This window comes from Prevotella nigrescens, assembly GCF_031191185.1.
Classification (GTDB): Bacteria; Bacteroidota; Bacteroidia; order Bacteroidales; family Bacteroidaceae; genus Prevotella; species Prevotella nigrescens.
Genome location: NZ_CP133465.1, coordinates 892,746 through 910,403 on the forward strand (window position 1 = coordinate 892,746; position 17,658 = coordinate 910,403).

Genomic DNA, 17,658 nt, shown 5'->3' on the forward strand with positions numbered 1-17,658 from the left:
ATAAAAAATGGCAGTACGTAAATTTAAACCGGTTACCCCGGGACAAAGACACAAGATTATTGGTACGTTCGAGGAGATTACTGCATCCGTACCAGAGAAGTCTCTTGTTTACGGTAAACGTTCTACTGGTGGTCGAAATAACACTGGTAAAATGACTGTCCGCTATATGGGTGGTGGTCATAAAAGAAAACTTCGTTTTATCGATTTTAAACGAGAGAAAGATGGTGTTCCAGCAATAGTAAAGACTATTGAGTATGATCCTAATAGGTCTGCTCGTATTGCTTTGTTATACTATGCTGATGGTGAAAAACGTTACATTATTGCTCCTAACGGACTGCAAGTGGGTGCAACCTTAATGTCGGGTGCAGAGGCTGCACCTGAAGTAGGTAATGCCCTACCATTATCTAGTATCCCTGTTGGTACTGTAATTCATAACATAGAATTACGTCCAGGACAGGGTGCGTTGCTCGTTCGTTCGGCTGGTAACTTTGCTCAACTTACTTCTCGTGAGGGCAGTTATTGTGTCATTAAACTACCTTCTGGTGAAACTCGCCAGATTTTATCAGCTTGTAAGGCAACTGTTGGTAGTGTAGGAAATTCAGATCATGCGCTTGAACAGTCAGGTAAGGCTGGTCGTTCACGTTGGTTGGGACGTCGTCCCCACAACCGTGGTGTTGTAATGAACCCTGTCGATCACCCAATGGGTGGTGGTGAAGGTCGTCAATCAGGGGGACACCCACGTTCACGTAAGGGATTGTACGCTAAAGGTCTTAAGACTCGCGCACCTAAGAAGCTTTCAAATAAGTATATAATTGAAAGAGCTAACAAGAAGTAAACAAAGTATTTAAGAGTAAATTATGAGTCGTTCATTAAAAAAAGGTCCATATATCAATGTATCACTCGAAAAAAAGATTCTCGCTATGAATGAGAGTGGTAAAAAGAATGTTGTAAAAACTTGGGCCAGAGCATCAATGATTTCCCCTGAATTTGTGGGACACACTGTTGCAGTTCATAACGGAAATAAATTTATCCCTGTTTACATTACTGAAAATATGGTTGGGCACAAGCTTGGTGAGTTTAGTCCTACACGACGTTTCGGTGGTCACTCTGGTAATAGAAAGTAACAGGTTATAACCCTTAGAAAAGAAATAAATAATGGGAGCAAGAAAACATATAAAGGCAGAAGAGCGTAAGCAGGCTCTTAGAAGCCAATATTTTGCAAAGCTCAAGGATTGTCCTTCTTCTCCACGGAAAATGCGTTATGTCGTTGATATGGTCCGTGGAATGGAGGTTAATCGTGCCTTAGGCGTATTAAGATTCTCAAGAAAGGCTGCTGCACAGGATGTAGAGAAACTTTTACGTTCAGCTATTGCAAATTGGGAAATTAAAAATGATCGCAAGGTTGAGGGTGATGAACTCTATATCTCTAAGATCTTCGTTGATGAAGGTGTTACAATGAAACGTATGCGCCCTGCACCTCAAGGACGCGGTTACAGAATTCGCAAACGTTCTAACCATGTTACGCTTTTCGTTGATTCAAAGGTCAATGCTAATAATATAAATAAATAGTAGAATGGGACAGAAAGTTAATCCAATAAGCAACCGTTTAGGTATTATTCGTGGTTGGGACTCAAATTGGTTTGGGGGTAAAAATTTTGGAGACAATCTTTTAGAAGATAAAAAAATCCGAGCCTATTTGAATAAACGCCTTGAAAAGGCAAGCGTTTCACGTATCGTAATTGAGCGAACATTGAAGCTTGTTACCATCACTATTTGTACAGCTCGTCCTGGATTGGTAATAGGAAAAGGTGGTCAGGATGTTGATAAACTCAAAGAAGAATTGAAGAATCTTTTTAATAAAGAGATTCAAATTAATATCTTTGAGGTCAGAAAGCCTGAATTGGATGCAAATATAGTTGGTATGAACATTGCGCGTCAAGTTGAAGGTAAAGTCGCATATCGCAGAGCTATTAAAATGGCTATTGCTAACACTATGCGCGCTGGTGCTGAAGGTATAAAAATTCAAATTTCCGGTCGTCTGAATGGAGCCGAAATGGCGCGTAAAGAAATGTTTAAAGAAGGACGTACCCCTTTGCATACATTCCGTGCTGATATTGATTATTGTCAAACTGAGGCACTTACAAAAGTTGGTCTTTTAGGTATAAAAGTATGGATTTGTCGTGGTGAAGTTTATAATAAAGTAGATTTGATGCCAGACTTTAGCCAAGAGAAAAATAATGGACGCCCCAACAACAATAACGCACGTTCTGGACGAGGTAATCGTAGGAGAAACAATAACCGTTAAAAGAGAGAGCTATCATGTTACAACCAAAAAGAGTAAAATATAGAAGACCTCAAGATGGACGTGGAAATAAAGGAAACGCCCATAGAGGAACACAGTTAGCTTTTGGCTCCTTTGGTATCAAGACACTTGAGCCAAAGTGGATTGACAGTCGACAGATTGAAGCGGCTCGTATAGCAGTTAATCGTTATATGAATCGTCAAGGTCAAGTCTGGATTAGAATATTCCCTGACAAACCAATTACTCGTAAACCTGCAGATGTGCGTATGGGTAAAGGAAAAGGTGACCCTGCTGGCTGGGTTGCTCCAGTTACGCCAGGGCGTATCCTCTTTGAAGTAGAAGGGGTTAGTTTTGAAATTGCCAAGGAGGCTCTTCGGCTCGCTGCGCAAAAGCTACCAGTAAAAACAAAGTTTGTTGTTAGACGTGATTACGATAAAAACGCTTAAGAAAGATGAAGATTAAAGAAGTTAAACAACTTGATACCAAAGAATTGGTAGAAAAGATACAGAACGCTGAAACAGCTCTTGATAAAATGAGACTGAATCATCAAGTTACTCCTCTTGAAAATCCATCTCGGATTAAGGTAGCTCGTCGTGATATAGCACGTATGAAAACTGAACTTCGCCAAAGAGAACTTAATAAATAATAATAGTTCAGATGGAAACAAGAAATTTAAGAAAAGTAAGACAGGGTGTAGTTACGAGCAATAGAATGGATAAAACCATTGTTATTGCTGCAAAGTTTAAAGAGAAGCACCCTATATATGGTAAGTTTGTTCAAAAAACAAAGAAATACCATGTCCATGATGAAAAGAATGAGGCCAATGTTGGCGATACTGTATCGATCATGGAGACTCGTCCTTTGAGTAAAACAAAAAGATGGAGATTAGTTCAAATAGTAGAAAAGGCTAAGTAATTATGATACAGACAGAATCAAAACTTACAGTATGTGATAACAGTGGAGCACGTGAAGCAAAGTGTATCCGTGTACTTGGCGGTACACGTCGTCGTTATGCAAGTGTTGGTGACGTTATCGTAGTTGCTCTGCAAAACGTTATACCATCAAGTGATGTTAAAAAAGGTGCAGTTTCAAAGGCATTGATAGTGCGCACTAAGAAAGAAATCAGACGTGCCGATGGCTCTTATATTCGTTTCGATGATAATGCTTGTGTATTACTTAATAATGCTGGTGAACTTCGTGGGAGCCGTATTTTCGGACCTGTCGCTCGTGAACTTCGTTCAGTAAACATGAAGGTTGTTTCTTTAGCACCAGAAGTTCTTTAATAGTTAAAACGAAATCAAAATGGCAAAATTCCATATAAAAAGAGATGACCAAGTTATTGTACTTGCCGGCTCTGATAAAGGTAGAAGTGGTAAAGTGCTCAAAGTTCTCGTTGACAAAGAACGCGTGTTAGTTGACGGTATCAATTTAGTTTCTAAGAGCACAAAGCCGACTGCGGCGAATCCACAAGGTGGTATTGTAAAGCAAGAAGCACCTATTCACATTTCAAATGTTAGTCTTATTGACCCCAAAAGTGGTCAACCTACACGTATTAGAATTAGACGTGAAGGAAAGACGGTTACACGTATCGCAAAAAAATCAGGGGAGGTGATTAAATAATGAATACAGCTGCATTAAAAAAAGAATATAAAGAACGAATTGCTCCTTCTCTCCAAAAGCAATTTAATTATACTTCATCAATGCAGATTCCTGTATTGAAGAAGATTGTTATCAATCAAGGATTGGGTGATGCAACTCAAGATAAGAAGATCATCGAAATCGCTATCAATGAAATTACAGCTATAACAGGTCAAAAGGCAGTTGCGACATATTCTAAGAAAGATATTGCGAACTTTAAGCTTCGTAAGAAAATGCCTATTGGTGTTATGGTGACATTACGTCGAGAAAGAATGTATGAGTTCTTAGAGAAACTTGTACGTGTTTCTTTGCCTCGTATTCGCGACTTTAAGGGTATTGAAACCAAGTTTGATGGACGAGGAAATTATACATTAGGTATAACTGAGCAGATTATTTTCCCAGAAATTAATATTGATCAGGTAGATCGTATTCAAGGTTTAAATATAACGTTTGTAACATCTGCTCAAACAGATGAAGAAGGTTATGCACTCCTGAAAGCTTTCGGACTACCATTCAAGAACGCTAAAAACGATTAAGATATATGGCAAAAGAATCAATGAAAGCTCGCGAAGTAAAACGTGCAAAATTAGTAGCTCGTTATGCTGAGAAGCGAAAAGCTTTAAAAAAGATAATTGCAACGACAGAGAATCCTGCCGAAGCTTATGAGGCAGCAAGAAAATTACAAGAAATTCCTAAGAATGCAAATCCTATCCGATTACATAACCGTTGTAAAATAACAGGTCGCCCCAAAGGATATATCCGCCACTTTGGTATTTCTCGTATTCAGTTCCGTGAGATGGCATCTCAAGGTTTGATTCCTGGAGTTAAGAAGGCAAGCTGGTAAATTTAATTATCAACCCGAATGTGCATTATTAAATGCTCATATCGTGTTCTATTCAATAATTTTTTAATATTGTCGGGATTGTCCCGATTAATTAAATATTTAATTATGACAGACCCAATAGCAGATTATCTGACACGACTCAGAAATGCGATAATGGCTCATCATCGCATTGTTGAAGTTCCTGCATCTAATTTAAAGAAGTCTATTACAAAGATTCTCTTTGAAAAAGGATACATACTGAACTATAAGTTCGTTGAAGATGGACCGCAAGGTATTATTAAGATCGCTTTAAAGTACGATCCAATTACAAAGCAAAACGCTATTAAAAACTTAAAACGCGTTTCTTCGCCAGGTCTTCGCCAGTATACTGGTTATAAAGACATGCCGAGAGTAATTAATGGACTTGGAATTGCAATTATTTCTACGTCTAAAGGTGTAATGACTAATAAAGAGGCTACAACTGAGAAAATTGGTGGTGAGGTTCTTTGTTATATTTATTAATTGGAGGATTTGAAATGTCTAGAATAGGAAAATTACCAATTAGTATTCCTGCAGGAGTAACAATCTCTCAAAAGGAAAATGTTGTTACAGTGAAAGGACCAAAAGGTGAGTTATCTCAATATGTGCATCCTTCAATCAAGGTGATAATTGAAAACAATCAAATCACTTTCGAAATCGATGAAAAACATATCGAAGGTTACAAACAAAAACAAGCATATCATGGACTTTATCGCTCACTCGTTAATAATATGGTGATAGGGGTAAGCGAAGGTTATTCAAAGACACTTGAATTAGTTGGTGTCGGATATCGTGTTTCTAATCAAGGAAATTTAGTAGAATTTACACTTGGTTATACTCATCCGATTTTCTTGCAACTCCCGAAAGAAGTTAAGGTGGAAACGAAAAGTGAGCGTAATCAAAACCCTATCATCACTATTGAAACAGCTGATAAGCAATTGTTAGGTCTTATTTGTGCTAAGATTCGTTCTTTCCGTAAGCCTGAACCATATAAAGGTAAAGGTATATTGTTCAAAGGCGAAGTTGTTCGTAGAAAATCAGGTAAATCGGCTGCCGCTAAGTAATTTTAATAATTCATTGCGATTATGACAACAAAGAAAGAACAAAGAAGATTAAAGATAAAGTATCACATCCGTAAGAATGTGAATGGTACTGCGGATCGTCCACGGCTAAGTGTTTTCCGTAGTAATAAACAAATTTATGCACAGGTTATTAATGATATAACGGGAACTACGCTTGCTGTTGCTTCTTCAGTAGGTCTTGAAAAAATGCCGAAGATCGATCAAGCCAAGAAAGTTGGCGAACTTATTGCAGGAAGAGCGGTTGCAGCTGGTATCCAACAAGTAGTATTTGACCGAAACGGTTATCTTTATCATGGGCGTGTACAAGCATTGGCTGATGGTGCTCGTGAAGGTGGACTTAAATTCTAAACGATTATGGTAACGAATAAAGTAAAAGTAAATAGTGACGTGGAACTAAAAGACCGTTTAGTTGCAATTAATCGTGTAACTAAGGTTACTAAAGGTGGACGTACATTCACATTTGCAGCTATCGTTGTAGTAGGCGATGGTAAAGGCGTAATCGGTTGGGGACTTGGTAAAGCTGGCGAAGTAACGGCTGCAATCCAAAAAGGAACTGATGCTGCAAAGAAAAACCTTGTGAAGGTTTCTATTCTAAAAGGGACAGTTCCTCACGAAGTAGAAACTCGTTATAGTGGAGCGCAAGTTCTTCTTAAACCCGCTGCAGCTGGAACAGGTCTGAAGGCTGGAGGTGCTATGCGTGCTGTTTTAGAGAGTGCAGGTATTACCGATGTCATTGCTAAATCTAAAGGTTCATCTAACCCACATAATCTTGTAAAGGCTACGATATCTGCGCTTGCTCAGATGCGTGATGCCTATACAGTGGCAGGAGAAAGAGGAATTAGTATGGATAAAGTTTTTAATGGTTGATGTAGGAGATTGACAAATGGCAACAATAAAAGTTAAACAAATAAAGAGTCGTATTAATGCTCCGAAGGATCAAAAAGCTACCTTGATGGCTCTTGGACTCCATAAAATTTCACAAATCGTCGAGGTAGAAGATACTCCAAGTATTCGTGGAATGATTCGCAAAGTACATCATTTGGTATCATTAGTTGATTAATAAATCCTTTAAAGTAACTTAGGTATGAAATTAAATAATTTGAAACCTGCAATGGGGGCAACCCAATCACGTCGTAGAGTTGGACGAGGAACAGGATCTGGACTTGGCGGAACTTCTACTCGTGGTCATAAGGGTGCAAAATCTCGTTCTGGTTATAAGAAGAAGATCGGTTTTGAAGGTGGTCAAATGCCACTCCAGCGCCGTGTTCCGAAAGGTGGCTTTAAAAATATAAACCACAAGGAATATTTTGTAGTGAACTTGTCTACTCTTCAAGAACTTGCTGAAAAAAAGAATCTTACAAAAATTGGATTGGCAGAACTTGTTGATGCAGGTCTGACAAATGGTAAGGTGCTTGTTAAGATTCTTGGAAATGGAGAATTGAAAACGAAGGTAGATGTTGAGGCTAATTCCTTCTCAAAAACTGCTGAAGCAGCAATTAAGGCAGTAGGTGGTAACACAACTATAATCTAAGTAAATGAAAAAGTTTATTGAGACACTGAAGAACTGTTGGAAAATCGAGGATTTGCGAAAGCGACTCCTCGTGACCATATTGTTCACGGCCATTTACCGTTTTGGCTCTTTTATTGTACTTCCTGGTATTAATCCAGGATTATTGGAAAAACTCCAGTCACAAACGGCTGGCGGTCTAATGTCATTGTTGGACATGTTCTCCGGTGGTGCATTTTCTAAAGCATCTATTTTTGCTTTAGGAATTATGCCTTATATCTCAGCTTCAATTGTTATGCAGCTTTTGGCTGTTGCAGTGCCATATTTCCAAAAGATGCAAAGAGAAGGTGAGAGTGGTCATAAGAAGATAAATTGGTATACGCGTGTATTGACAATTGTTATTTTGTTGTTTCAGGCTCCTGCGTATCTGATTAATTTGAAGACGCAAGCAGCTGGTGCATTGGCAACAGGCGTAAACTGGACGCTCTTCATGGTATCTGCCTCAATAATCTTGGCAGCTGGGTCTATGTTTATATTGTGGCTCGGTGAGCGTATTACTGATAAAGGAGTTGGCAATGGCGTTTCTATCATCATTATGGTGGGTATCATTGCACGTCTTCCACAGGCTTTCTTTCAAGAAGTAAGTAGTCGTTTTACAGCAATTACGAGCGGTGGTCTTGTAATGTTTATAGTTGAAATAATCATTCTATATTTAGTTGTATGTGCTGCTATTCTTCTGACACAAGGAACCCGGAAAATACCTGTACAATATGCTAAAAAGGTTGTTGGGAATAAGCAATATGGAGGTGCACGTCAATATATTCCTTTGAAATTGTTTGCTGCTAATGTTATGCCAATCATCTTTGCTCAGGCTTTGATGTTTATTCCATTGGCTATAGTTCAATATTCTACAGATAGTGCAAGTCCAATCCTTCAGTCACTGATGGATACAAAGAGTTTATTGTACAATACTATATATGTGATTTTAATAGTTGCATTTACATACTTCTATACTGCAATCACACTCAATCCGACCCAAATGGCTGAAGATATGAAGCGTAATAATGGTTTCATACCAGGTGTTAAACCAGGTAAGAATACTGCAGAATATATTGATTCTGTAATGAGTCGTTTGACAGGACCAGGCTCAGTTTTCATAGCTTTCATAGCAATTATGCCTGCATTAGCTGGGTTGTTGAATGTGCAAGATTCATTTGGTCAATTTTTTGGTGGAACATCATTGTTGATACTCGTTGGTGTAGTTATTGATACACTGCAGCAGATCGAATCTCATCTGATGATGCGTCATTATGATGGACTATTAAACTCTGGTCATACGCGTGGTAATAATAATATAGTCTCAGCATATTAAATCTTTTCTTACAATGAAAGTTTTAAAAAGATGAAGAGTAAAAGATGAGGGTGGTCAATTTACATGGAAACTCTTGTGTATCTTTGATTACCCAAATCCTTTTTGCTATGCAATATGAGCGGTTTTATTTCCGCATTTAAATATTTCATTTTTAAGACTCGTGTTTAAAATATGGCGAAACAAACTGCTATAGAACAAGATGGAACGATTTTAGAGGCACTTTCTAATGCAATGTTCCGCGTAGAATTGGAGAATGGTGTAGACATTACTGCACATATTTCTGGTAAGATGAGGATGCACTACATCAAGATACTTCCTGGTGATAAAGTGAAAGTAGAGATGAGTCCATATGATTTAACGAAAGGCAGAATAGTTTTCAGATACAAATAATAAAACATAAAAATGAAGACAAGAGCATCATTAAAGAAACGTACAGCTGACTGTAAGATAGTTCGTCGAAAAGGTCGTTTGTTCGTAATTAACAAGAAAAATCCCAAGTTTAAATTACGTCAGGGTTAAAGTTAAAATAAATAAAATTTATGGTTGCTTAATATAAATTGGGTAACTTTGCATGATTATTGTGAATAAGAAGTTTAATTAATTACAATCAATGGCAATAAGAATTGTTGGAGTAGATTTGCCCCAAGAAAAGCGTGGCGAAATCGCATTGACCTACATATATGGTATAGGTCGAAGTAGTTCAGCAAAGATATTGGACAAAGCAGGTATTAACCGCGACCTTAAGGTGAGCGAGTGGTCTGACGATCAAGCTGCTAAAATCCGTGAAATCATCAGCGCTGAATTTAAAGTTGAAGGTGATCTCCGTTCAGAGATACAGATGAATATCAAGCGTCTCATGGATATAGGTTGCTATCGTGGAGTTAGGCATCGTAATGGTCTTCCCGTTCGCGGTCAGAGTACAAAAAATAATGCTCGCACTCGTAAAGGAAAGAAGAAGACTGTTGCTAATAAGAAAAAGGCTACTAAATAGAATTTAGTTATGAGTTATGAATTATAATCTTTTTTAAGATCATAATGTAATTGCTTAAAACTTAGACTAAAAAATGTTATGGCAAAGAAAACAGCAACATCAAAAAAGAGAAATGTAAGAGTTGATGCGCTTGGTCAACTTCATGTACATAGTTCGTTCAATAATATTATTGTATCCTTGACAAACAATGAAGGTCAGGTTATTTCTTGGTCTTCAGCAGGTAAGATGGGATTTCGTGGTTCGAAAAAAAACACTCCTTATGCTGCACAAATGGCAGCAGAAGATTGTGCTAAAGTTGCATTCGAGCTTGGTCTGCGTAAAGTAAAGGCGTATGTAAAAGGACCAGGTAATGGTCGTGAGAGTGCTATTCGTGCGGTCAATACTGCTGGTATCCAGATTACAGAAATAGTTGATGTAACTCCATTACCACATAATGGTTGTCGTCCTCCTAAACGTCGTCGCGTATAATCCACATCTCTTAACAATTTAAAGAATTAAATTATGGCAAGATACATAGGTCCAAAATCTAGAATCGCACGCCGTTTTGGTGAGCCAATTTTCGGTGCAGATAAAGTGTTAGCTAAGAGAAATTTCCCTCCTGGTCAGCATGGAAATAATCGTCGCCGTAAAGTTTCTGAGTATGGTGCTCAGTTGGCTGAGAAGCAAAAGGCAAAATATACTTACGGTGTTTTAGAGCGTCAGTTCCGTAATCTATTTGACCGGGCTGCTAAAGCAAGTGGTATTACAGGTGAAGTACTTTTGCAGAGTCTTGAAAGCCGTCTCGATAATGTTGTTTATCGTCTCGGCCTTGCACCAACTCGTGCTGCCGCTCGTCAATTAGTGAGTCACAAGCACATTGTTGTAAATGGTAATGTTGTTAATATTGCCTCTTATGCAGTTAAATCTGGTGATATCGTAGGTGTTCGTGAGCGTGCAAAGTCGCTAGAAGTTATTGAAACGGCATTAGCAGGTTTCAATCACAGTAAGTATCCTTGGATAGAATGGGACGAGAATAGCAAGTGTGGTAAGTTCCTCCACCAGCCTGATCGTGCAGATATTCCAGAGAATATTAAGGAGCAGTTAATCGTTGAGTTGTACTCTAAACAATAAAAATCATTAAATTAATGGCGATATTAGCATTTCAAAAACCTGATAAAGTGGTGATGCTGGAGGTAAATGACAGATTCGGAAAATTCGAATTCCGTCCTCTTGAGCCTGGCTTTGGAATTACTATTGGTAACTCTTTGCGCCGCATCCTTCTTTCGTCATTAGAAGGTTATGCTATTAACACTATTCGTATTGCAGGTGTTGAGCATGAGTTTTCTACAGTTCCTGGCGTAAAAGAAGATGTTACCAACATCATTTTGAATCTCAAGCAAGTTCGATTCAAACAAGTAGTAGAAGAATTCGAGAACGAGAAAGTTAGTATCACCGTAGAGAATTCTACAGAATTCAAAGCTGGTGATATTGGTAAGTATCTGACTGGATTTGAAGTGTTAAATCCTGATTTGGTGATTTGTCATTTAGATTCAAAGGCTTCAATGCAGATTGATTTAACCATCAATAAGGGACGTGGCTATGTTTCTGCTGATGAAAATCGTGAATTCTGTACTGATGTAAATGTACTCCCAATCGATTCAATCTACACCCCAATACGTAATGTGAAATATTCAGTTGAGCCATATCGTGTTGAACAAAAAACCGACTATGACAAACTGATTATTGAAGTTACAACAGATGGTTCCATTCACCCCAAAGATGCACTAAAAGAGGCTGCTAAAGTCCTCATCTATCACTTTATGTTATTCTCTGACGAAAAGATTATGTTGGAGAGTCCCGACCAAGAGGGAAATCAAGAATTTGATGAGGAAGTTTTGCATATGCGTCAGTTGCTTAAGACTAAGCTTACTGACTCTTCACTTAATCTCAGTGTTCGAGCTCTTAACTGTTTAAAAGCAGCAGATGTTGAAACGCTTGGCGATTTAGTTCAATACAATAAGACAGATCTCTTAAAGTTCCGCAACTTTGGTAAGAAATCGCTTTCAGAGCTTGATGATTTGCTCGAGAGTCTGAATCTAACGTTTGGAACCGATATAACAAAATATAAATTGGACCGAGAATAATTCTAATGCAAGCACTATGAGTTAGTGCTCTTCATTGGTAAAATTTTAGTCCCCAATAAGTTTAAAGAATAAGATGAGACATAATAAAAAATTCAACCATTTGGGTCGTACTGCTAGTCATCGTAGTGCTATGCTTTCTAACATGGCAATTTCTTTGATAAAGCACAAAAGAATCACTACGACTCTCGCAAAGGCTAAGGCTTTAAAGAAGTTTGTTGAGCCTTTAATTACACGTTCTAAGAATGATACGACAAATTCACGTCGTGTTGTATTCCGTTATTTACAAGATAAAGACGCCGTAAACGAATTGTTCAAAGAAATTTCTCTTAAGATTGGTGATCGTCCAGGCGGTTATACTCGTGTAATTAAGCTTGGTTTCCGTAAAGGAGATGCTGCTCCTATAGCCTTTATAGAATTGGTTGATTATGATGAGAATATGGCTAAGACGCCTAAAGCTGAAGTTAAGAAGACACGTCGTAGCCGCCGTTCAACAAAGAAGGCTGATGCTCCTGCTGTAGATGCTCCTGAGAATGCAGCTGAAGAGGCAAAGGCTGAGTAATCGGAATATTAATTATTCTTTATATAAAAACTCCCAGCATTATGTGTTGGGAGTTTTTTGTTATTTCCTTTTTGAAGATGATTAAAAGTTTTCTATTTCAACATCTTTGATACATAGCCGTTGTGATAGAAAGGTAGGTACTGTCTTAAAAATGTGTGTAAGTCCATATTTTCCTTATCTTTGTATAATTTAGGCAATAGCTGTCATGAAGGCGTTGAGCAATGCTCAATGGCTTGCTTTACTTACATGGACTTTCCCGTACAAGTGCAAAGGTATATATACAACTAATTGGATTGAAAGGCTCAAATAGAAAGTATAAGAGGGACGATAAAATGTGAGCATTGATGCCATCAGACAAGTCAGTACCTTTCCTCCTGGCAAGTGTTGCCATGGAAGAAACAGAAGCAGCATACAGAGGAAAATACATCAATGGAAATTCTGGAGATAAAAGAAAGAGAAATGAAGAATAAGCAAAGAAAGGAACAATAATCTTACACACTTTTTAAGATATTATCGGTTTGAAACCATATATTGCCATGGGTTAAAGCTATACGCGACAAGCGTTTACGTATTTAACTGAGGAACCTTTTTATGTGGTTTCTTTATGTACAAAATGTATGTTATAATAATGGACTTAGCAGGCGGATAACCGATTCCCATAGTCGGTAAAGAAATGTTTTCTGATTTATTTCCTTTATATTTTCTAATGGGACACTATTTGCTTCATCGGCTAAGAAGATATTTTTTATGCGTTGTGCCATTGGTTTGTCATAGAAGAAAGCATTGGCTTCAAAGTTGTTTTCAAAGCTGCGGAAGTCTATATTTGCCGAACCTATCGTTGCAACATTGTCGTCAGCAACCAGCAACTTGCTATGATTGAACCCCCTTTTGTAGCACAAAACCTTTACACCTGCCTTTACTGCCTGAGAAAGATAAGACCAGGAAGCCATTTGAACTAACTTTGAATCGGTTTCTAACGACACCATCAACCGTACATCAACACCCGACAGGGCAGCTGTTCGCATAGCAAAGAACATGGGTTCGGTGGGCAAAAAGTAGGGGGTCTCCATGTAAACATATTGTTTTGCGCTTAGCAATATCTTTATATAGCCTTGCTCTAATTCTTCCCAAATACTGGTAGGACTGCTTGTTACTATCTGTATCAGACAATTATTTGGTTGCTTTGTTTTTATTTCAGGATAATATTTACGATCGGTTATTAGTGTACGGTCAGCATAAAACCAATCTACAAGGAAAGCACGTTGAAGTCCGTAGACAGCCGCTCCGCATATTTTTACGTGAGTATCGCGCCATATTCTTCCTTTATACCCTTTGACATAACGTTGCGCTAAATTCATTCCACCTATAAAACCAACCTCCCCATCTATTACGATAATCTTGCGGTGGTTTCGATAATTCACCTTTCCCGTGAAGGCTGGAAAGCGTACAGGCATAAAAGGGTGTACCTCGATACCTTCTTCGCGCATTTGTTCAAAGAAGCTGTTAGATGTTTTCCATGAACCCACATCGTCAAACAAAAAACGTATTTCCACTCCCTCGCGTGCTTTATCTATAAGAGTATCGCGTAATAAATGCCCTAACGGGTCGTCGTCTACAATGTAAGAAACTATATGAATGTGATGTTTTGCCTTGCTTATGGCGGCTAAGACTGCAGGAAAGAACTCATATCCCGAAATATAAACCTCTGCAGTGTTGTTTTTAAATGGCAAAGCTAAATTTTGATTCATGAAAAGCTGAATCAGCTTCTTGTTGTCTTCGGGGAGTTCCAATTGTTTTTGTTCGGCAAATTCTATCATAGACCGCTTTGTAAGTTGGTCTAAACTCTTTTTCCAGATATTATGATTTTTGCGGGTGCGACGACCGAAAAAGAAGTAAAGAACGATGCCTACCAACGGCAAGAACGACAGCACCAGCACCCATGCAATGGTTTTTGCAGGCTGGCGATGCTCCATCAGCACCGTAATCATTGCCACAACGGCTATCACGGTGTAGGCTGCAAGAACTATCCAGTGTACGTAAATCATTCCTTTTCCTTCCTTAATGCCTATTTCCTATCCATCACACCACAATATCGTTTCCCAATTTGCGTGCAAGCACGTTGCGCATGTCTTGCATCTTCTTTATCTCTCCCATTATTTCCATTACTTTATTCAAATCGCTCTCTGCCGACAGACTTGCCTGCAACTCTTTCAGGTGTTGTTCCACATAGTCCATACGGTAATCGAGTATAAGATGCATTATGCGGTCGCAGAGGTCAATCTCCCGTTCCTTCATCTGCATACTTTCTGACAGCTGGAAACGGTCTACGCTCAACTTTACTGCTAATGTTGAAATAAGTATATCGGGGTGATGCGTGAAATATTCTTCGGCTTTAAAATTTTCGTCTCCACTATGTTCTATGGCTTCTGTAAGAATTTGAACCGATAATGGATTTTTAAACGAAAGATTGTCCAGCCCGAGGTCGTAGGCAATATATTGTGCTACATTAAGATTGATTTTTTCGCCTGTCTCGTCGTTCAACACGTTGCGAATAATGATTTTTTCACCGTCTCGCACAATGGCTTGCACCAACATCGTTTCTACTTTCGATGCCTGCTGCATAGGCGTTGCAGGGCGCAACACTTGCTCTTCGCTTACAGTTTGTTCGGCTTCCCGCACTTGCTCCTTTCGTTGCTGTTCTCTGTCGTTATAAATGAAACGGTTCATCTGTGCAATGAGTGTGTTCTCTTTCATTCCCGTTCTGTGTGCACACTCGCGCAAATAGGTGTCGCGCAATATGGGATCTTTAATCACAGCAATGCTTTGCACAATGGAGTTTATCGCCTCCGACCGCTTCACGGGGTCGGTTATACCTCGTAATAATACATTTATCTTGAAGACAATAAAGTCTGTTTGGTTCTCTTCGATATACTTTCTGAAAGCCTCAGCAGTCAGATTGCGTGCCAACTCGTCAGGGTCTTTCCCGTCGGGCAACAACAAAACTTTCACATTCATACCTTCCGAGAGCAACATATCCGTACCGCGCAAGGCTGCATGCTGCCCCGCCTCGTCGCCGTCATACAGCAACACAATGTTTGAAGTAAATCTGCGGAGCAGCTTTATCTGATAGACCGAAAGTGCCGTACCGCTGTTTGCCACCACGTTTTCTATGCCACACTGATGCATAGATACCACGTCGGTGTAACCCTCCACCATATATACAAGGTCGAACTTGGCAATAGCTTTCTTTGCTTGGTATATTCCGTACAGCGCGTGGTCTTTCTGATAAATCTCACTACCTGGCGAATTGACATACTTCTGGCTTATTCCCTTCGTTCTTGAATCGAGCAGACGACCGCCAAAGGCAATCACCTTACCACTTACATTCAGCCAAGGGAAGATAACCCTGCCATTGAAACGGTCTGCGAGTTCGCCATTTTCACGTTCAAAACAAAGCCCCGTCTTTACAAGAAATTCAGCCTTATAGCCAGCTTTCAGTGCCGCATTGGCAAATTCTTGCTTTCCCGGGAGACAGAAACCTAACTGGAACTTTTCTATAATATCGTCTCTGAAGCCACGGTTGCGGAAGTATTGCAAGCCTATAGCCTTGCCGTCTACGTGATTGTGCAGTATGTTTTGGAAATATTTTGCAGCCCATTCGTTTACAAGAAACATCGACTCGCGTTCGTTCTCAAGTTGTTTCTCCTCCGTGGTAAGCTCCCGTTCCTTTACCTCAATACCGTATTTCTTTGCTAAGACTTTCAGAGCTTCGGGGTAAGTCATCTGGTCGTGCTTCATAATGAAGTTCACAACGTTGCCCGCCTCGCCACACGAGAAACACTTGTAGACACCTTTTGCAGGACTGACCGAAAACGACGGCGTGCGGTCATCGTGGAATGGGCACAGTCCCTTGTAGCTTGTGCCTGCCTTTCGCAGCGAAACATATTCCGAAATCACGTCCACAATGTTTGCGGCTTCCAATATTCTGTCTACTGTTGGTCTGTCTATCATAAGTCTTTTCAATCGTTGAAGTTGCTACAAAGATACAACAACAAAATAGGTCTTCCAAATTTGAAAGCACCGAAAACGATATCTGCAAACATTAGTGTGCTATAATTTTTATTATAAGCACCTGTAAACGAGAAGTACGATACCTGTGAGGCACAAAAATGAAGTAGGAAAACACATTTGTAATATGCTGCCACTCAACATAATATTTTATGACACTTTTTTTTATTATAAACCACGAAAAATATAATAAGAAAATATATTTTTTTCATTATAAAATCTGATTGTTATAATAATAATTTTTTAGCCATTATTGTCATTGGCTTTTTCTCGGTTCTTATCGGGAATGAATAATACCCTGTAATGTATCGAATTTGGGAAGCTATTACAAAAGATTATAAACTATTGCAAGCTGTTTTCTTGTGTTAAATAATAAAAACATATGAAAAACAAAATTTTATCTATACCTTTGCACTGTTAATAATAGAGAAATAAACAATATGCGATATAAATTTATTCTATTTCTGCTTTTGACATTAAAAAGTTTAAGTGTCTTTTCACAAGAAAATACCGATTATTGGTATAATGGCATAGCATACACCGACAGTACAAAATTAACTTCTGGCGTTCCTTATCTTACAATAGCATTGACTAAAGAAGGAGAGCAAATGCCCAAAGCTATTACAGTTTCAAATTCTTTAGGTGCTTTTTCTTTCTATGGAGTTCCTATGGATATATTTAAGGATTATACAATTTCGGTCATCGAAGGAAATTCAAATGCAGCAAGTTATTTATGTAACAAGTTTAATGAGAGACCAGAATTTGTAGGCAATATTAATGCCTATTTCAAATACATTCCCACCGAGAAAACATATTCTGAAACAATTCTAACCCCAACAAAAGAAGATGTAAAACTCTTGTTGTTAGACTTTCTTAAAAAGAAATTAGAAATAGAATATGAAGACAGGGTGCTGTTCCCCAAAGCATCTGATTCTCCTTATAAAGTTTTTGCAAACAATTCGGAAATACCTGATGAAAAGATGGATATGATTCTGCAGCAGGTACCTATGGAGATGATAAAGCAAATAACAGTGGTAAACTATAATACACCAAATAAATATTTTTCGGGAGTTTTGAACATCAAATTCACTGTTGGCGATGAACTAACAATAGACAAGGAAACTCAATTATTCTCATTACCAAGAATAAAATAA

The 17,658-nt window shown here is 38.6% G+C and carries 28 protein-coding genes and 1 pseudogene; 27 read left to right on the forward strand and 2 right to left on the reverse strand.

Annotation, left to right across the window (positions count from 1 at the left end):
* Window positions 1-7: 7 nt before the first annotated feature.
* The 26 genes and pseudogenes from rplB to RDV52_RS11255 all read left to right on the forward strand — a co-directional run.
* A complete protein-coding gene (rplB, locus tag RDV52_RS05890; RefSeq protein ID WP_004362532.1) occupies window positions 8-835 on the forward strand; it encodes a 50S ribosomal protein L2 in 828 nt (275 codons plus the stop codon).
* 22 nt (window positions 836-857) lie between these two features.
* On the forward strand, window positions 858-1,124 hold the full coding sequence (gene rpsS, locus RDV52_RS05895) for a 30S ribosomal protein S19 (RefSeq protein ID WP_004362533.1): 267 nt from the start codon (window positions 858-860) through the stop codon (window positions 1,122-1,124).
* Between the two features lie 31 nt (window positions 1,125-1,155).
* Window positions 1,156-1,569, forward strand: a complete 414-nt coding sequence (rplV, locus tag RDV52_RS05900; protein WP_004362534.1) for a 50S ribosomal protein L22 — start codon at window positions 1,156-1,158, stop codon at window positions 1,567-1,569.
* 4 nt (window positions 1,570-1,573) lie between these two features.
* Window positions 1,574-2,305, forward strand: a complete 732-nt coding sequence (gene rpsC, locus RDV52_RS05905) for a 30S ribosomal protein S3 (protein ID WP_004362535.1) — start codon at window positions 1,574-1,576, stop codon at window positions 2,303-2,305.
* Between the two features lie 14 nt (window positions 2,306-2,319).
* Entirely contained in the window at window positions 2,320-2,748 is a 429-nt protein-coding gene (gene rplP / locus RDV52_RS05910) for a 50S ribosomal protein L16 (protein WP_004362536.1), read from the forward strand.
* A gap of 5 nt (window positions 2,749-2,753) precedes the next feature.
* Window positions 2,754-2,948, forward strand: a complete 195-nt coding sequence (rpmC, locus tag RDV52_RS05915; protein ID WP_004362537.1) for a 50S ribosomal protein L29 — start codon at window positions 2,754-2,756, stop codon at window positions 2,946-2,948.
* Window positions 2,949-2,959: 11 nt separating this feature from the next.
* Window positions 2,960-3,217: a 30S ribosomal protein S17 gene (gene rpsQ, locus RDV52_RS05920; protein WP_004362538.1), complete on the forward strand. Its 258-nt coding sequence runs from the start codon at window positions 2,960-2,962 to the stop codon at window positions 3,215-3,217.
* 2 nt (window positions 3,218-3,219) lie between these two features.
* Window positions 3,220-3,585: a 50S ribosomal protein L14 gene (gene rplN, locus RDV52_RS05925; protein WP_004362539.1), complete on the forward strand. Its 366-nt coding sequence runs from the start codon at window positions 3,220-3,222 to the stop codon at window positions 3,583-3,585.
* Window positions 3,586-3,604: 19 nt separating this feature from the next.
* A complete protein-coding gene (rplX, locus tag RDV52_RS05930) occupies window positions 3,605-3,922 on the forward strand; it encodes a 50S ribosomal protein L24 (protein ID WP_004362540.1) in 318 nt (105 codons plus the stop codon).
* A complete protein-coding gene (gene rplE / locus RDV52_RS05935) occupies window positions 3,922-4,476 on the forward strand; it encodes a 50S ribosomal protein L5 (protein WP_004362541.1) in 555 nt (184 codons plus the stop codon). Before rplX ends, rplE begins: the two co-directional genes overlap by 1 nt.
* 5 nt (window positions 4,477-4,481) lie before the next feature.
* A complete protein-coding gene (gene rpsN, locus RDV52_RS05940) occupies window positions 4,482-4,784 on the forward strand; it encodes a 30S ribosomal protein S14 (RefSeq protein WP_004362542.1) in 303 nt (100 codons plus the stop codon).
* A 105-nt stretch (window positions 4,785-4,889) separates the two neighbouring features.
* Entirely contained in the window at window positions 4,890-5,285 is a 396-nt protein-coding gene (gene rpsH, locus RDV52_RS05945; protein ID WP_004366547.1) for a 30S ribosomal protein S8, read from the forward strand.
* A gap of 14 nt (window positions 5,286-5,299) precedes the next feature.
* On the forward strand, window positions 5,300-5,866 hold the full coding sequence (gene rplF, locus RDV52_RS05950; protein WP_004362544.1) for a 50S ribosomal protein L6: 567 nt from the start codon (window positions 5,300-5,302) through the stop codon (window positions 5,864-5,866).
* A 21-nt stretch (window positions 5,867-5,887) separates the two neighbouring features.
* A complete protein-coding gene (gene rplR / locus RDV52_RS05955) occupies window positions 5,888-6,232 on the forward strand; it encodes a 50S ribosomal protein L18 (protein WP_004362545.1) in 345 nt (114 codons plus the stop codon).
* 6 nt (window positions 6,233-6,238) lie between these two features.
* The gene (gene rpsE / locus RDV52_RS05960; RefSeq protein WP_004362546.1) at window positions 6,239-6,751 is read left to right on the forward strand and encodes a 30S ribosomal protein S5; all 513 of its coding nucleotides are present in this window, start codon (window positions 6,239-6,241) and stop codon (window positions 6,749-6,751) included.
* 16 nt (window positions 6,752-6,767) lie between these two features.
* Entirely contained in the window at window positions 6,768-6,944 is a 177-nt protein-coding gene (gene rpmD, locus RDV52_RS05965; protein ID WP_004366540.1) for a 50S ribosomal protein L30, read from the forward strand.
* A gap of 24 nt (window positions 6,945-6,968) precedes the next feature.
* Entirely contained in the window at window positions 6,969-7,415 is a 447-nt protein-coding gene (gene rplO, locus RDV52_RS05970) for a 50S ribosomal protein L15 (protein ID WP_004362547.1), read from the forward strand.
* Between the two features lie 4 nt (window positions 7,416-7,419).
* Complete coding sequence (gene secY, locus RDV52_RS05975; RefSeq protein WP_004366538.1) at window positions 7,420-8,763, forward strand: preprotein translocase subunit SecY; 1,344 nt, start codon at window positions 7,420-7,422, stop codon at window positions 8,761-8,763.
* 171 nt (window positions 8,764-8,934) lie between these two features.
* Window positions 8,935-9,153 carry a translation initiation factor IF-1 gene (gene infA, locus RDV52_RS05980; protein WP_004352768.1) on the forward strand — a complete coding sequence of 73 codons (219 nt, stop codon included), beginning with the start codon at window positions 8,935-8,937 and terminating at the stop codon, window positions 9,151-9,153.
* 12 nt (window positions 9,154-9,165) lie between these two features.
* Window positions 9,166-9,282 carry a 50S ribosomal protein L36 gene (gene rpmJ / locus RDV52_RS05985; RefSeq protein WP_004335771.1) on the forward strand — a complete coding sequence of 39 codons (117 nt, stop codon included), beginning with the start codon at window positions 9,166-9,168 and terminating at the stop codon, window positions 9,280-9,282.
* Window positions 9,283-9,373: 91 nt separating this feature from the next.
* Window positions 9,374-9,754 carry a 30S ribosomal protein S13 gene (gene rpsM, locus RDV52_RS05990; RefSeq protein WP_004362549.1) on the forward strand — a complete coding sequence of 127 codons (381 nt, stop codon included), beginning with the start codon at window positions 9,374-9,376 and terminating at the stop codon, window positions 9,752-9,754.
* Window positions 9,755-9,832: 78 nt separating this feature from the next.
* Complete coding sequence (gene rpsK / locus RDV52_RS05995; protein ID WP_004362550.1) at window positions 9,833-10,222, forward strand: 30S ribosomal protein S11; 390 nt, start codon at window positions 9,833-9,835, stop codon at window positions 10,220-10,222.
* Between the two features lie 33 nt (window positions 10,223-10,255).
* Window positions 10,256-10,864, forward strand: coding sequence for a 30S ribosomal protein S4 (gene rpsD / locus RDV52_RS06000; RefSeq protein ID WP_004362551.1), 609 nt, complete (start codon window positions 10,256-10,258; stop codon window positions 10,862-10,864).
* Between the two features lie 14 nt (window positions 10,865-10,878).
* Window positions 10,879-11,877: a DNA-directed RNA polymerase subunit alpha gene (locus RDV52_RS06005; RefSeq protein ID WP_004362552.1), complete on the forward strand. Its 999-nt coding sequence runs from the start codon at window positions 10,879-10,881 to the stop codon at window positions 11,875-11,877.
* A gap of 73 nt (window positions 11,878-11,950) precedes the next feature.
* On the forward strand, window positions 11,951-12,436 hold the full coding sequence (rplQ, locus tag RDV52_RS06010; protein WP_004366537.1) for a 50S ribosomal protein L17: 486 nt from the start codon (window positions 11,951-11,953) through the stop codon (window positions 12,434-12,436).
* A 225-nt stretch (window positions 12,437-12,661) separates the two neighbouring features.
* Window positions 12,662-12,884: pseudogene (locus tag RDV52_RS11255) on the forward strand (transposase); the annotation flags it as partial.
* Window positions 12,885-13,056: 172 nt separating this feature from the next.
* Here the strand turns inward: RDV52_RS11255 and cls are convergent.
* Entirely contained in the window at window positions 13,057-14,481 is a 1,425-nt protein-coding gene (gene cls, locus RDV52_RS06020) for a cardiolipin synthase (RefSeq protein WP_004366535.1), read from the reverse strand.
* Between the two features lie 34 nt (window positions 14,482-14,515).
* Window positions 14,516-16,447, reverse strand: coding sequence for a DNA primase (gene dnaG, locus RDV52_RS06025; RefSeq protein WP_023925653.1), 1,932 nt, complete (start codon window positions 16,445-16,447; stop codon window positions 14,516-14,518).
* A 497-nt stretch (window positions 16,448-16,944) separates the two neighbouring features.
* Between dnaG and RDV52_RS06030 the strand changes: the two genes are divergently transcribed.
* Window positions 16,945-17,658, forward strand: coding sequence for a hypothetical protein (locus RDV52_RS06030; RefSeq protein WP_004366532.1), 714 nt, complete (start codon window positions 16,945-16,947; stop codon window positions 17,656-17,658).